At 35.8% G+C, this 15234-nt stretch carries 13 protein-coding genes; 8 read left to right on the plus strand and 5 right to left on the minus strand.

Going from position 1 to position 15234, the window contains the following annotated elements:
• Positions 1 to 59 precede the first annotated feature (59 nt).
• Positions 60 to 2672, minus strand: a complete 2613-nt coding sequence (mutS, locus tag ACFEMA_RS03885; RefSeq protein WP_411766693.1) for a DNA mismatch repair protein MutS — start codon at positions 2670 to 2672, stop codon at positions 60 to 62.
• A gap of 199 nt (positions 2673 to 2871) precedes the next feature.
• On the opposite strand from mutS, the gene ACFEMA_RS03890 reads away from it, so the two are divergent.
• Together ACFEMA_RS03890 and ACFEMA_RS03895 are read left to right on the plus strand one after the other, a co-directional pair.
• A complete protein-coding gene (locus tag ACFEMA_RS03890) occupies positions 2872 to 3411 on the plus strand; it encodes an RNA methyltransferase (RefSeq protein ID WP_411766694.1) in 540 nt (179 codons plus the stop codon).
• A gap of 65 nt (positions 3412 to 3476) precedes the next feature.
• The gene (locus ACFEMA_RS03895; RefSeq protein WP_411766695.1) at positions 3477 to 4088 is read left to right on the plus strand and encodes a class I SAM-dependent methyltransferase; all 612 of its coding nucleotides are present in this window, start codon (positions 3477 to 3479) and stop codon (positions 4086 to 4088) included.
• On the opposite strand, the gene folK is transcribed toward ACFEMA_RS03895, so the two are convergent.
• Entirely contained in the window at positions 4085 to 5224 is a 1140-nt protein-coding gene (folK, locus tag ACFEMA_RS03900) for a 2-amino-4-hydroxy-6-hydroxymethyldihydropteridine diphosphokinase (RefSeq protein ID WP_411766696.1), read from the minus strand. The genes ACFEMA_RS03895 and folK overlap by 4 nt on opposite strands.
• A gap of 71 nt (positions 5225 to 5295) precedes the next feature.
• Here folK and ACFEMA_RS03905 point away from each other — a divergent pair, with 71 nt between their 5' ends.
• The 5 genes from ACFEMA_RS03905 to ACFEMA_RS03925 all read left to right on the plus strand — a co-directional run bounded on the left by ACFEMA_RS03905 (position 5296) and on the right by ACFEMA_RS03925 (position 10616).
• The gene (locus tag ACFEMA_RS03905) at positions 5296 to 6018 is read left to right on the plus strand and encodes a queuosine precursor transporter (RefSeq protein ID WP_411766697.1); all 723 of its coding nucleotides are present in this window, start codon (positions 5296 to 5298) and stop codon (positions 6016 to 6018) included.
• A gap of 78 nt (positions 6019 to 6096) precedes the next feature.
• Complete coding sequence (locus ACFEMA_RS03910; RefSeq protein ID WP_411766698.1) at positions 6097 to 8715, plus strand: AsmA-like C-terminal region-containing protein; 2619 nt, start codon at positions 6097 to 6099, stop codon at positions 8713 to 8715.
• A gap of 117 nt (positions 8716 to 8832) precedes the next feature.
• The gene (locus ACFEMA_RS03915; RefSeq protein ID WP_411766699.1) at positions 8833 to 9696 is read left to right on the plus strand and encodes an RNA polymerase sigma factor RpoD/SigA; all 864 of its coding nucleotides are present in this window, start codon (positions 8833 to 8835) and stop codon (positions 9694 to 9696) included.
• Between the two features lie 18 nt (positions 9697 to 9714).
• The gene (gene rpsU / locus ACFEMA_RS03920) at positions 9715 to 9909 is read left to right on the plus strand and encodes a 30S ribosomal protein S21 (RefSeq protein WP_411766700.1); all 195 of its coding nucleotides are present in this window, start codon (positions 9715 to 9717) and stop codon (positions 9907 to 9909) included.
• Between the two features lie 77 nt (positions 9910 to 9986).
• Positions 9987 to 10616, plus strand: coding sequence for a LysE family transporter (locus tag ACFEMA_RS03925; protein ID WP_411766701.1), 630 nt, complete (start codon positions 9987 to 9989; stop codon positions 10614 to 10616).
• Here ACFEMA_RS03925 and ACFEMA_RS03930 read toward each other — a convergent pair.
• Positions 10613 to 11404, minus strand: coding sequence for a DUF2797 domain-containing protein (locus ACFEMA_RS03930; protein ID WP_411766702.1), 792 nt, complete (start codon positions 11402 to 11404; stop codon positions 10613 to 10615). The two genes, ACFEMA_RS03925 and ACFEMA_RS03930, sit on opposite strands and share 4 nt — an antisense overlap.
• 43 nt (positions 11405 to 11447) lie before the next feature.
• On the opposite strand from ACFEMA_RS03930, the gene ACFEMA_RS03935 reads away from it, so the two are divergent.
• Positions 11448 to 12971 (plus strand): GH3 auxin-responsive promoter family protein, encoded by a 1524-nt coding sequence (locus tag ACFEMA_RS03935; RefSeq protein WP_411766703.1) that lies wholly within the window; start codon positions 11448 to 11450, stop codon positions 12969 to 12971.
• A gap of 243 nt (positions 12972 to 13214) precedes the next feature.
• Here ACFEMA_RS03935 and clpX read toward each other — a convergent pair whose 3' ends face one another.
• Both clpX and clpP read right to left on the minus strand, forming a co-directional pair.
• Positions 13215 to 14447 carry an ATP-dependent Clp protease ATP-binding subunit ClpX gene (gene clpX, locus ACFEMA_RS03940; RefSeq protein ID WP_411766704.1) on the minus strand — a complete coding sequence of 411 codons (1233 nt, stop codon included), beginning with the start codon at positions 14445 to 14447 and terminating at the stop codon, positions 13215 to 13217.
• 82 nt (positions 14448 to 14529) lie between these two features.
• Positions 14530 to 15204, minus strand: coding sequence for an ATP-dependent Clp endopeptidase proteolytic subunit ClpP (gene clpP / locus ACFEMA_RS03945; RefSeq protein WP_411766705.1), 675 nt, complete (start codon positions 15202 to 15204; stop codon positions 14530 to 14532).
• Positions 15205 to 15234 lie beyond the last annotated feature (30 nt).

A 15234-nucleotide genomic window follows, 5' to 3' on the forward strand; every position in this document is an offset into this window, starting at 1 on the left:
CAAATTTAAAATATTTCTCAGAAAAGCAAAGCCTTTTTTATAAATAAATACTTTTTATTCTACGCTTGCTTTTTCTTTACAAGCATTCGCTTTATCTCATTTAATTTCATCAAGGCCTCTACGGGAGTTAAAGTATCGATGTCGGTGTGTAAAATTTCGTCCTTAATATCTTCTAAAAGTGGGTCATCTAAATTGAAAAAGCTCAATTGCATATCGTCTTTTAACGACCTTACCTTATCGGTAAGTTCTTCGCTTGAATGTGACTTTTCCAGTTTTGATAAAATCTTATTTGCCCTATGCAATACTTGCTGTGGCATCCCCGCCATCTTTGCTACATGAATACCAAAACTATGTTCACTACCTCCCTCAACCAACTTGCGAAGAAATAACACATTATCTTTTAGCTCCTTAACCGCGACATTAAAGTTTTTAATCCTTTCAAAGGTTTCCGTCATTTCGTTCAGCTCGTGGTAATGCGTCGCAAATAATGTTTTTGGCTTCGCAGGATGCTCATGTAAATACTCGCTAATAGCCCATGCAATAGAAATACCATCATAAGTACTTGTACCACGACCAATTTCATCTAATAACACTAAACTTCGTTCTGATATATTATTTAATATAGATGCCGTTTCATTCATCTCTACCATAAACGTAGACTCACCCATAGAAATATTATCACTGGCACCAACACGTGTAAAAATCTTGTCGACCAAACCGATAGTCGCAGCTTCTGCAGGAACAAAACTTCCGATTTGAGCTAAAAGAACAACCAAAGCCGTTTGTCTCAAAATAGCGGACTTACCAGACATGTTTGGCCCAGTAATCATAATGATTTGCTGGTTTTCTCTATCCAAAAACAAGTCGTTGGCAATATAGGGCTCACCAAGTGGCAACTGTTTTTCAATGACTGGGTGTCTTCCATTTCTTATATCGAGGTCAAATCCATCATTAATAATTGGATAGACATAATCATTGCTTTTAGCTAAAGTTGCAAAACCAGACAAGCAATCTAATTGCCCAATGAGCTGCGCATTTTGCTGTACCTCTTTGATAAATTGGTGCATCCATTCGACCAACTCGGCGAAGAGTCTTTGTTCTAAGATGGTAATGCGCTCTTCAGCACCAAGAATTTTTGCTTCGTACTCTTTCAGCTCTTCCGTAATGTAGCGCTCGGCACTAACTAAGGTTTGTTTACGGATCCACTCTTGTGGTACTTTATCTTTGTGGGTGTTTCTAACTTCAATATAGTATCCAAACACATTGTTTGAAGCAATTTTTAAAGAGGTAATACCAGTTCTCTGACTTTCACGCTCCAACATCTGGTCTAAATAATCCTTACCAGAAGTAGAAAGCGCACGTAATTCATCAAGTTCCTCCGAAAAACCTTCAGCAATGGCTTTTCCTTTCAAAATATTTACTGGTGCTTCTTCATTCAGCGTTTCTTTAATTCGAGTTCTTAGTAGTTCGCAAGCATTCAAATTTTGACCTAAGACTTGCAAAGACTCATTTTCGCAATGTTCAGAAATACTTTTAATAGGAGCAATAGCTTCCAACGAATTTTTTAACTGCACCACTTCTCTTGGACTTACTTTTGCCGTTGCCACTTTAGAAATTAAGCGCTCAATGTCCCCAATGTGCTTAACATGTCCTTGAACCTTTTGAAGGATAGCATCATTTTTTACAAAAAAGTTAACGACCTCATGACGTTGCTTAATTTTAGTAGCGCTTTTAAGAGGCAAGGCTAACCAACGCTTTAATGTTCGACCTCCCATAGCAGATATGGTCTTATCGATAACGTTGATTAACGTAATGGCATTGGTATTTGTAGAATGGTAGAGCTCTAAATTTCTGATGGTGAATTTATCCATCCACACATAATCATCCGTGGCAATCCTAGAAATTGTTGAAATGTGCTCCAACTTACTATGACGCGTTTCGCTTAAATAGTGTAATACAACACCTGAGGCTATAATCCCTTCGTACAAGTCCTCAATACCAAAACCTTTCAAGGATTTTGTGTTAAAATGCTTATTTAAAGTTTCATAAGCATAGTCTGCCTGAAATACCCAATCTTCTAAAAAGAAAGTATGAAAGTCATTACCAAAAGTTTCTTGGAAATCTGATTTACATTTCTTAGACACCAAAACCTCACTCGGATTAAAGTTTTGAAGTAGCTTATCGATATATTCTGAATTGCCTTGTGAGGTTAAAAATTCTCCTGTAGAAATATCCAAAAATGAAACCCCGATACGCTGCTTATCGAAATAAACTGCCGCTAAAAAGTTGTTGGATTTTGAATGTAATATGTCATCATTAAACGCTACACCTGGGGTTACCAATTCTGTAACTCCTCGCTTAACAATTTTCTTTGTCTGCTTTGGATCTTCTAACTGGTCACAAATAGCCACACGCTCACCTGCCCTTACCAATTTGGGCAAATACGTATTTAAAGAATGATGAGGAAAACCAGCCAATTCAGTTTCACTCTGGCTACCGGCACCTCTTTTGGTGCAGATGATATCTAAAATCTGTGCTGCCTTTACAGCATCACTGCCAAAAGTTTCATAAAAATCCCCCACCCTAAACAATAACAAAGCATCTGGGTATTTTGCCTTTATGGCGTTATACTGCTTCATCAAGGGGGTTTCTTTTTTCGCTTTTTTAGCCAAGTGACTTTAGTTTTTAAATTCTATTTTTGCTTAAAATGTAAGAATGCTAATTTACTTATAATTTGAAGCTTATTGAAGCTGATTTTCTATAAGTTATTTACAGGTGTTGATAAAATTGGTGACTGAGGCTCTCGAAGTTACCAACTAAAAAATGTGGCTTCGAGAGCCTCAGCCACCAAGACATGTGTCTAAGAATAGTATGAGAAAACTAAGAAATAGCGAATTAGAGCGTTTGGATGTTCAGGAATTTAAAGCTTCTGAAAAAACACCAATCATCATCGTTTTGGATAATATTAGAAGCCTCAACAATATTGGTTCTGTTTTTAGAACAAGTGATGCCTTTTTAATTAAAAAAATCTATCTCTGTGGCATCACGGCGACCCCACCACATAATGACATCCGCAAAACAGCATTGGGCAGTACAGAATCGGTTGACTGGGAATATTGTGAAAGCTCTCTCGAAATAGTTAAAAAGTTAAAAACTGAAAGCGTACACATTTGTTCTATTGAGCAAGCAGAAAACGCAACTATGCTTAGTGATTTTATACCTCAACCCAATACCAAATACGCCTTCGTCTTTGGCAATGAAGTAAAAGGTGTGCAGCAAAGCGTCGTTAATGAAAGTGACATTGTTCTAGAAATTCCGCAATACGGCACAAAACACTCATTGAATATTTCTGTGAGTGCAGGGGTTGTGATTTGGGATGTGTTTAGCAAGCTGAAATCTAAAATAAAGTAAGTGTCATTCTGAAGAACGTGAAGAATCTCAAAAATTCAAAAACACCCTGGCCCACAAAAGCTGTAATGGAACAAATTTACGAGCAGCATCTTTGGGGTGGAAAAACATTTGATTTTTATTCTGGTGAAGGATCGCATAATACACAAATTATTCAACCGTATTTAAATGTTGTTACTGGTTTTCTGATTTCTCAAGATGAACCATTGACAGTATGTGATTTAGGCTGTGGGGATTTTAATGTTGGAGAACATCTTGTGCCACATTCGAGCAACTACATTGCCATTGACATTGTAGAAAGCCTAATAGACCGCAACAAAAAACTCTACAAAGCTGACAACTTAGAATTTAGATGTTTGGATATCGCTAAAGATGAACTACCCAAAACAGACTGTGTTATCCTTAGACAGGTTTTGCAGCATTTATCCAATCAGGAAATTCAATCCATTGTTAAAAAGTTAAGTCATTATAAATACATCATCTTAACTGAACATCTACCAAGAGGTACATTTGTACCCAATATTGATATGATTTCAAGTCAAGGGAATAGATTAAAGCTGAATAGTGGTGTTGATCTATTAGCCGAACCTTTTAATTTAAAAATAAAGGAGCAAAAGCTATTGGTTGAGACTATTGTAGATCATGGTAGAATTACAACAACTTTGTTTACCCGTTTCTAATCTAGAATTTCATTCAAAATCCATAAATAATCTTCGCGATTCTTTACAAAATCCCGATCAGAAATATCAATGATTTTTACATTCAACTCAGACTGGCTCTTTAGAAAATCGAGATACCCAGTATTTATTTTCTCTAGGTAGTCGTCCTTAATTTCCTTTTCGTACTTACGCCCACGCTTTTTTATGTTTTGCTGTAAACGCTCCGTGTTTTGGTAGAGGTACACATACAAATCGGGCTTTGTAATGTCTTTATATACCTGATAAAATAGTTTTCTGTACAATCGAAATTCATCTTCAGGTAGGGTTACTTTTGAGAAAATCAGACTCTTGTTAACATCGTAATCACTGACCATGAAATCCTTAAATAAATCTAATTGAGAGAGGTCATCACTAATCTGCTGGTAGCGATCTGCAAGGAATGACATTTCTAAAGTAAAGGCATAGCGCTCCGGTTTCTTATAAAATTTTGGCAGAAATGCATTATCAGCAAAACGTTCTAAAATAAGTTTAGCATTAAAATCTTGAGAAATTTTATGAGCTAAACTGGTTTTACCTGCACCAATATTACCTTCAATAGCAATATAATTGTATGCCTTAAAATCAAAATTCTTAATAGGGTTTTTCAACCAAATGTTTACAGGTTCTATTGTTGAATCGTCTTCACACTTTTTTAGAAGTGTTTCGATCGTTAACTCTAGTTTTGGGTGCGTATAGTCCTTGGCAATTTCAAAAAGTGGCTGTAACACAAACCGTCTATTTTCAATTTCAGGATGTGGAACACTCAGTAGTTTTGTGGTAATTTGTTCATCATTAAAAAAGAGAATATCTAGGTCAATTGTCCGGGATTCATAATTCTTTTTTGCAGACCTTGTTCGTCCTAATTGTTTTTCGATCTTTAATAGTTCTGACAGCACTTTATTAGACCTCAACTCCGTTTCCACGTGTAAACAAGCGTTAAAAAAGTCTTCAACTTCTGTAGCATCACCAAAACCAAGAGCAGGGGTCTGATATACTTTAGATATTCGTTTTATACTACCAATCCGCTGATGAATGGCATCCACAGCAGCTTGTAAATTTTCGAATTTTAGGCCCTTATTACTCCCTAGGGCGATATAAACGGAATTGGTCAATAGCATAGTAAGGGCAAATTAACTAAAACAAAATTTATTCCTTTATTTTTACGAAAACTATTTATCTACAAATTTAAATGCAGCCAAAAGACCAATTATTAGCCCAAAGAATTTACCTGTTTCTCGGAGCCCTTTTTATTACCTCTTTGGTGGTTTCGAACCTTATTTTTCAGAAATTTTTTTATTGGTACCCGCTAGACATTGAAATTTTTGGGTCTAAGCTTTTTGAAATCTCGGTGGGCATTTTACCCTACCCCATCACCTTTTTAATTACAGATTTAATCAGCGAAATCTACGGAAGAAAACGGGCGAATGATGTTGTGATTGTCGGAATTTTTGCCTCTCTTTTTTCTGTTGCAATTATTCTGATTGCTGATTTTGTTCCAGCCATTTCAAACTCCCCGATTAACGATGACACCTTCAAAAGTGTTTTTAGCAAAACTATTATTGCTGTTGGGTCTAGTATGTTGGCTTATCTTTTGGCACAGCTTATTGATATTCGTATTTACCATTTCTGGAAATCCTTAACAAAGGGAAAACACTTGTGGCTACGTAATAATTTTTCTACATGGTTGTCTCAATTCATTGACACCTTCTCAATTATTAGCCTCCTGTGTTTATTTGAGGTGCTACCATGGTCTAGTTTTAAAGGACTTCTTATTAGTGGATTTTTATTCAAAGTATTAGTGGCTGCTCTAGACACACCCTTTTTATATCTTGGGGTTTACCTGTTTAGAAAACGATTCAAACTGAAAGTAAATGAAGAAATAAACCTGTTACAATCTTTAAAAGATTCATAAAATTAGGGATAACGTCAACTTTTTAAGCCCACTTTACGTACATTATATATAGTCTTAAACCAACACAAGACCACTCCCATGAAAAAAATATTTAAAATACTAGGTATAACCCTTCTTTTGGTTATCGGCTTATTAGTAGCCATTCCATTTATATTAGAATCAAAAATTGACAGCATTGTACAGAATTATGTGGACGAAAATGTGAATGCAAAAGTAAGTTTTGACGATGTTAGCCTAAGTCTTATTAGTAGTTTTCCCCAAGCAAATGTTAGTATCGATAATCTTAATATCGTAACCTTAGCCCCTTTTGAAGATGAAACCTTAGCCTCTGCAAAGCGCATTTCTTTTGATATGCCGATTAAAGAACTGTTTAAGAGCGACGGAGAACCTTTGGTTGTCAATGATATTAGCATAAATGAGCTTTTACTAGCAATACAGACCAAGGCAAATGATGCGGTAAACTATGATATTTTAAAAGAATCTGATAGTGAATCGGCTAATACCTTTAGTTTTGATGTTAAAAATTATGATATTGAAAATAGTGCCTTCACCTATTTTGATGAAAGCACCCAAACCATAATTTATGTAACCGATATTAATCATAACGGAAAAGGTATTTTCTCTGAAGGCATTTCCCAAATGGAAACCACCACTGAGGCTAAGATGAGTTTAGCTATTGATAGTACAGACTATTTAAAAGACCACAGTATAAAACTCGACGCCTTAATTGATTTAGATTTAGAACAAGATAAATACACCTTTAAGGAAAATGAAGGCTTTATCAACGATTTGCCTTTACAGTTTGAAGGCTTTGTGCAATTGGTTGAAGAAGGACAAGAGATTGATATCAGCTTTAAAAATCCAGCATCAGACTTTAAGGACTTTTTAGCCATTATACCTGAAACCTACAGGAAAAATCTTGAAAACATTACCACCACAGGCGAGTTCGTCGTAAATGGTAAAATTAAAGGTCTTGTTTCGGATGAAACCATTCCGACATTGGACATCAACATGGTATCCAATAATGCGTCCTTCAAATATCCAGATCTTCCAAAATCAGTTTCTGACATCAGCATTAATGCATCGGTAAAAAACACAACTGGCTACACTAAAGACACCTACGTGGATATTAACACATTCAATTTTAGGATTGATCAGGATAATTTTAGGTCAGAAGCGCATATTAAAAATCTCACCGAAAATATGTTGGTCAATGCCAAAGTAGATGGTACTTTGAATTTAGCCAATCTTTCAAAAGCGTATCCAATAGATCTCGAAAGTGAGTTAACAGGGGTCTTAAAAGCGAACCTTACGACTCGTTTTGATATGGACGCCATAGAAACCAATGCCTACCAAAGGATTAATACGGATGGTGTGGCTAGTGTATCTAATGTGGTATTTTCATCAGATGCGCTTGCAAAACCCATGCAAATCAGTAAAGCCGATGTGACTTTTAACCCTCAAACAGTTACCTTAAACAATTTTATTGCCAAGACAGGCCAAAGTGATATTTCTGCAACAGGGTCTATTCAAAACTTGTTTGGGTTTTTGTTTAGTGACAAAGACCTTCAAGGCAACTTCAACATGAATAGCAACACCTTTGCGGTTTCTGATTTTATGGTCAATGAAGACGAAGAAGCTACGGAAAACAATTCAAAATCAATAGAAAGTAAAAGTGCTATTAAAATTCCAGCCTTTTTAAACTGTACCATCAATGCCAACGCCAATACTGTTTTATATGATAACCTGACCTTAAAAGATGTAAAGGGTCAATTGGTTTTAAAAGACGAAGCCGCTTATCTTAATAATTTGAACAGTTCCCTTTTTGAAGGGCAAATGGCTTTAAAAGGAAATGTCTCAACTAAGACAGAAGTGCCAACGTTCAATATGGAACTGGGCATTAATTCGTTTGATGTGTCTAAGTCCTTCCAAGATTTAGAGTTACTACAGAACTTGGCTCCGATTGCTAAAATTTTGAAAGGGAAATTAAATTCGGCCATCTCATTAAAAGGAACATTAAGTCCGGACTTATCACCGCAATTAAACTCTGTTAGTGGCGATGCCCTAGCAGAACTTCTTACAACAAGTTTAGATGGTAAAAAAGGGGAACTATTAAATGGTTTAGCATCAAAATTGAATTTTATCAATTTAGAAGAATTAAACCTCGACAATCTTAAAACGAGTTTAAGTTTCGAAAATGGTGAAGTGAGTGTTAAACCTTTCAAATTTATGTACAAGGACATTCCTATTACTGTTTCTGGGAGCCATAGTTTCCAAAACGCCATTGAATACAATGTCACTTTACAAGTACCGGCTAAATATTTGGGAAGTGAAGTCAATCGACTTATCGGAAAGATTAATGATGAAGAGGTCAATAACATTTCAATTCCTGTATCCGCAAATGTGTCTGGCACATTTAGCAATCCCGAAATAACTACAGACCTTTCAGGCGGAGTTAAAGATTTAACGGCTCAGTTGATTGAAATTCAAAAGCAAAAATTAGTAGGCAAAGGAAAAGATAAAATCAAAGACCTATTGGGCGGAGTCATTACAAAAACAACAGATTCTACAGCTCAAAAAAATGAAACTCCTAAAGATTCTAGTGCCACTAAACCTAATGAAAAAGGAGTTAGGGACGTCTTGGGTAACATTTTGAAAAAGGCAAAAAAGGTGAAAGACACCACCGGAAATCAATAAATTTTGGCCAAAAGCCCCTCATTTTTCCCAATTTTTGTTAATAATTTAGATTTTGCTTGTTTTTCTTAATAATTGCGTTATAATGTAGGTTGTACTAATTTAAAGCATTTATAATATATGAGGCAATTAAAAATCACCAAGCAGGTAACCAATCGCGAAGACAAGTCATTAGACAAGTATCTTAACGACATCAGTAAGATACCATTGATAACAGCAGATGAGGAGGTGGAATTGGCGCAACGCATTAAAAAAGGTGATCAAGTTGCACTAGATAAATTGACCACAGCGAACTTACGTTTTGTGGTTTCTGTTGCAAAACAATATCAAAATCAAGGTTTAAAATTACCAGATTTAATTAATGAAGGAAACGCAGGACTTGTTAAAGCAGCTAAGCGTTTTGACGAAACTAGAGGGTTTAAGTTTATTTCTTATGCCGTTTGGTGGATTAGACAAGCAATTCTTCAGGCATTAGCGGAACAATCTCGAATAGTTAGATTACCTTTGAACAAAATTGGGACGATTAACAAAATCAATAAGGCCTATGCCTATTTAGAGCAAGTTAATCAAAGACCCCCAAACGCTCAGGAAATTGCTACAGAATTGGACTTAAGTCTTAGAGAAGTAAAGCAATCTCTTAAGAATTCTGGTCGTCATTTATCAATGGATGCACCGTTGAAAGATGGAGAAGATTTTAGTTTGTATGATGTCGTTTCTGAAAATGAATCGCCTAAGCCAGACAAAAAGTTGATGAAAGAATCGCTTAATGTTGAAGTGGAGCGTGCTTTGGAAACCTTGAGCGAAAAAGAAAGTGATGTTATCCGTTTAAACTTTGGTATTGGTGATCAACCACCAATGACCTTACAAGAAATCGGAAATATCTATGATTTAACAAGAGAGCGTGTAAGACAGATTAGAGAAAAAGGAATCCGTCGTTTAAGACACACGAGCAAGAGCAAAATTTTAAAAACATACTTAGGATAATACTATTAAAACGAACACATGATAAAAATAGAAATTAAAGAAGGAGAAAATATAGAACGTGCTCTAAAACGTTATAAGCGTAAGCATAGAAATGTACAAATTATGCAAAATCTTAGAGAATCGCGTTACTTTACAAAGCCCTCTGTAAAACGCAGGCGAGAAATACAAAAAGCCGCATATATTCAAAACTTGAGAGACCAAGAAGATATATAGATAAAAATGAGCGACCAGTAGGTCGCTTTTTTTTGGTTCTACTGTAAGCTATCAAGGTGTATCCCTACCAATACACCATGATAGCTTTATTTTTGTTAGCCGGACTATTTGCAACTGTCATAGGAGCATTGCCATTAGGAGCTTCAAATATTGCAGTTATTAATACCACACTTAAAGAGAATATCCCACAAGCCTTAAAAATTGCAACTACCGCAGCTCTGGCTGAAGTGCTATTATCATTTTACGCACTGTATTATAATATGGCGGTCAAGGAATTTTTAGATACTAATCAGTGGCTTCAGATTTTAATCGCTGCTTTGCTCTTGTTGGTTGGTATATTTCTATTCTTTAAATCGAAACGAAAAAAAGATCTGAAAGATTCAAAATCTCGATTCAAAAACTCAAAATATCTTACAGGATTTGTTTTAGGACTGTTTAATCCACCTGTTCTTGTTTACTGGATCGTTGTATTCGGAATCTTAAACTCTAATGAATTAATGCTCTCTATCAACTCACCAATACCAGCATTACTTCTTTTCTTTTTGGGTGTTTATCTAGGCAAGTTAGGCACACTCTATATGTTCAGTAAATTCAGCGTAGTGATAAAAGAGCGTTTTACTAATGTTTCTTTAGTAGTAAATAAATTAACAGGAAGCCTATTGTTTACGGTCGGCCTTTTTCAGTTTGCCAAATTGTATTTTATTTAAACCCCTAACTCAACTACCAATCCTTCATTGGCTCGTATATTAAACACAGTCTGGTCTTCAAAGATTAAATACTGCCCTTTTATACCCACTAATTTACCAGAGTATGATTCTTGCTTCTTAAGGTTTAAGCTTTTTGGTTTTTCTGGGTATTGGCTCACTGGAAAATGCAGTTCAGTTTCTGTATTGTTCTCTATAAAATAATCCTTTGCCTCATCTGGTATAAAAGGTTTTAACCTGTTTCTCCACTCTACAAGATCTAAATCTTCAATATCATTTTGTAGCATTTTTCTCCAATTGGTTTTATCAGCCACATGGTCCTTTAACGCCACTTCGGTAATGCCTGCTAAATAACGGTTGGGCACTTCTACAATTTCTAAAGCTTCGTGTGCGCCTTGATCTATCCAACGTGTTGGCACTTGACTTTTTCTGGTCACTCCCACTTTCACATTACTTGAATTTGCCAAATAGACGATATGCGGTTGCAATTGTACCTTTTTTTCATAGTCTAAATCCCGATCCTCCTTATCTAAATGAGCAGTACTTAATTCTGGCCGCATAATCCAGTCCCCAGCAACAGGCTTATCAAAAAAACAATCTTTACAAAAACCCTGACGATAAATAATTTTGTTGAGATCACAACTTAAGCATTGATATCCGATGTGTTTTAAATCAATGGTTTGACCGATAACTTGGTTCATATTTATAAAATCATTTTCAAACACTAAATAATAGGCAATCGGATCTAAAAACTCCGTTTGCATTTTAGTAAGGACACCTTGATATACCATAAAAGAATTTTCTTATTTTTAGGCTCGTAAAGATAACCAATCCATGCCAATTCCTATAGTAAATTCTATTGCTTCGTGGTTTTTAAAAAAGCGATTTCACCAAATAGATCTTTTTTTAAAATACCCTAACGAGGTCCAAAACGAATTGCTTTTCAATCTTTTGAAAAAAGCTAAGGATACTGAAATTGGAAAAGAGTACGATTTTGCTTCGATTAAAACCTATAGGGAGTTTTCGGATCGACTTCCCATAGTAAATTACGAAATCATACAATCTACAATAGAGCGATCTCGCCGAGGTGAACATAATATCTTCTGGCCCGCTCCTATCCGATGGTTTGCAAAATCTAGCGGCACAACAAATGCAAAAAGCAAGTTTATACCGGTAAGCCAGGAGTCCTTGGAAGATTGCCACTATGCTGCGAGTAAGGACCTTCTGTGCATGTATCTTAACAATAACGAAGAGGCTCAGTTATTTACGGGCAAAAGTTTACGGTTAGGAGGTAGTAAGGAACTGTACAAAGAAAACGGAACTGTTTTTGGAGATCTCTCTGCAATCTTAATAGACAACATGCCTTTTTGGGCTGAGTTCAGTAGCACCCCTAGCAGTAGAGTATCCCTAATGAGCAAGTGGGAAACCAAAATGCAGGCCATAGTTGAAGAGACAGTTGACGAAAATGTAACAAGTCTTGCAGGTGTACCTTCATGGATGTTAGTATTATTAAACAATGTTTTGGAGACTACTGGTAAAGACAATCTCTTTGATATTTGGCCAAATCTTGAAGTGTATTTTCATGGCGGAGTCAGCTTTAACCCTTACATAGAGCAATACCGCTCTATTTTACCTTCAAAATCGTTTAAGTATTATGAAATTTATAATGCTTCAGAAGGTTTTTTTGCTATACAAGATCAAAATTATTCTGGTGATTTATTGCTGATGTTAGATTATGGTATTTTTTATGAATTTATTCCAATGGACACCTATAATTCACCTTCTCAAAAAGTGATACCGCTTTCTGAAGTTGAGCTCAACGTCAATTATGCTGTGGTTATTACAACCAATGCCGGTTTATGGCGCTACAAAATAGGTGACACCATTCGTTTTGTGAGCTTAAGCCCTCACCGAATTAAGGTTTCGGGTCGTACCAAGCACCACATCAATGCATTTGGAGAAGAGTTAATCATAGAAAATGCAGAGGATGCTTTCAAAAAAGTGTGCAAACAAACAGCTACGGAAATTGTAGATTATACTGCTGCTCCGATTTTTATGAAAGGCAAGGAAAAAGGGGCACACGAATGGATTATTGAATTTAAAACTGCTCCAGAAGATATGGAAACGTTCGAGGCCTTATTTGACGAAGCCTTGCAGTCACTTAACTCAGACTACGAAGCTAAGCGCTACAATAATATGACATTGAATAAACCAAAGATTCATAATGCGAGACAAAATTTATTTTATGACTGGCTGAAGCAAAAGAATAAGCTTGGGGGTCAACATAAAGTGCCACGATTATCAAATTCTAGGGATTACGTTGAAGAACTTTTAGAACTTAATGCTAATTCTGAATAGTTTCATCGGAAAAATTGACATCACATTTTTTTACAACGAGATAATAGGTGGCTTTATCCAAAAGTTAAACTAATATTATGAAGTAACGTACTTATGAACCTATATTTACTGTATAGCAATGACGTTATCAGCCCTATAAAACTAGTATAACACATTTTGCAATATTAAAAATTGATCCAATAGCAATATAAAGAAGCCACTATCGAAAGATGTGGCTTCTTTTTTTTTGGGGATTATAATGTCTTAAGAAACTGCCTTAAGCTTCTTTAAAGTTGATTTGGACAACTTTTCTTCAGCATATTCTTTAGTCACTTGTAGTTCTAAATTATCTGTACCAGGCAAATGGAACATCGCATCTGTTAAGATTTCCTCACAAAGCGAGCGTAATCCTCTTGCTCCCAATTTATATTCTATAGCCTTTTCAACAATAAACTCTAAAGCACCGTCCGTAATTGAAAATTCAATATCGTCCATTTTAAACAGTTTTTTATACTGCTTAATAATGGCATTTTTTGGCTCGGTCAATATAGCTCTAAGTGTCTTGGCGTCTAATGGATCCATGTGGGTCAATACTGGAAGACGGCCAATAATTTCTGGAATCAAACCAAAATCCTTTAAATCTTTTGGGATAATATATTGAAGCACATTGTCATTATCAACATCATTGTCTAATTTAATAGAACTATAGCCAATGGCCTGCATGTTTAATCGCTTAGTGATATGACGCTCTATACCATCAAAAGCCCCGCCAGCAATAAACAAGATGTTCTCGGTATTGACCTCAATAAATTTTTGGTCTGGATGCTTACGCCCTCCTTTTGGTGGTACGTTTACTGTTGTGCCTTCTAGAAGTTTTAGTAATGCTTGCTGCACACCTTCACCAGATACATCACGGGTTATCGAAGGATTATCGCTTTTACGGGCAATTTTATCAATTTCATCAATAAAAACAATACCGCGTTGAGCCTTTTCGAGGTTATAATCTGCCGCCTGTAACAAACGTGTTAGTATACTCTCTACATCCTCACCTACATAGCCTGCCTCTGTTAATACGGTGGCATCAACAATTGCCAATGGCACATTCAACATCCGCGCTACGGTCTTTGCCATTAATGTTTTACCTGTTCCTGTATGACCTACCATAATGATATTACTCTTCTGGATTTCAATATCATCATCAGTTGGTGGTTGTAATAATCTCTTATAGTGATTATAAACAGCAACAGCCATCACTCTTTTAGTATATTCTTGCCCAATAATGTATTCGTCCAAAAATGATTTTATCTCTTTTGGCTTACGTAACATTAACTCTGCACTTAACTCAGAATTGCTGCTTTCCTTGGATTCTTCAACAACAATACCATGAGCCTGCTCAATACAACGATCACAGATATGCGCGTCTAGCCCAGCAATCAGTAAATTGGTTTCTGGCTTTTTCCTACCACAAAATGAACATTCTAATTCTTCCTTTGCCATAATTATAATTTAAAGTTCTGGGTATAAAACCCAAAACTTCTATTCTTTATTGTATTAAAAATTTAGTCGAAGGTTATCGCTATTACTTTCGCTCTAAAACTTCATCAATCATTCCATACGCCAAAGCCTCTTCTGATCGCATCCAATAATCACGGTCAGAGTCTTTTTCAACTTGATCGTAGTTTTTGCCAGAATGCTTTGAAATGATATTATATAATTCCTCCTTAATTCTTAAGGTCTCCTTTAATGCAATTTCCATATCTGAAACCTGACCTTGAGTACCACTCATCGGTTGGTGAATCATAACCCTAGAATGTTTTAAAGCAGAACGCTTTCCTTTTTCACCTGCACTTAACAACACTGCAGCCATTGAAGCAGCAATACCTGTACAAATTGTTGCAACATCTGGTTTTACAAACTGCATAGTATCGTAAATACCTAACCCAGCATACACAGAGCCACCAGGGGAATTGATATAGATTTGAATATCTTTTGAAGCGTCAGCACTTTGTAAAAAGAGCAATTGTGCTTGGATGATATTAGCCACTTGATCATTAACTCCTGTACCTAAAAAAATGATACGATCCATCATCAACCTTGAAAAGACATCCATTGCAACTGCATTCATCTGACGCTCTTCAATAATATTTGGTGTTAAATTGGTCGGATACATGCTCTTAATAATCTTATCGTAATAATTACTATTGATGCCCTGATCCTTGGTAGCAAACTTTTCAAATTCTTTTCCGTAATCCATATATTTAATATACTTTTTTTATTAATGAAA

Source organism: Winogradskyella sp. A3E31 (assembly GCF_046720935.1).
In the GTDB taxonomy this organism is placed as follows: domain Bacteria; phylum Bacteroidota; class Bacteroidia; order Flavobacteriales; family Flavobacteriaceae; genus Winogradskyella.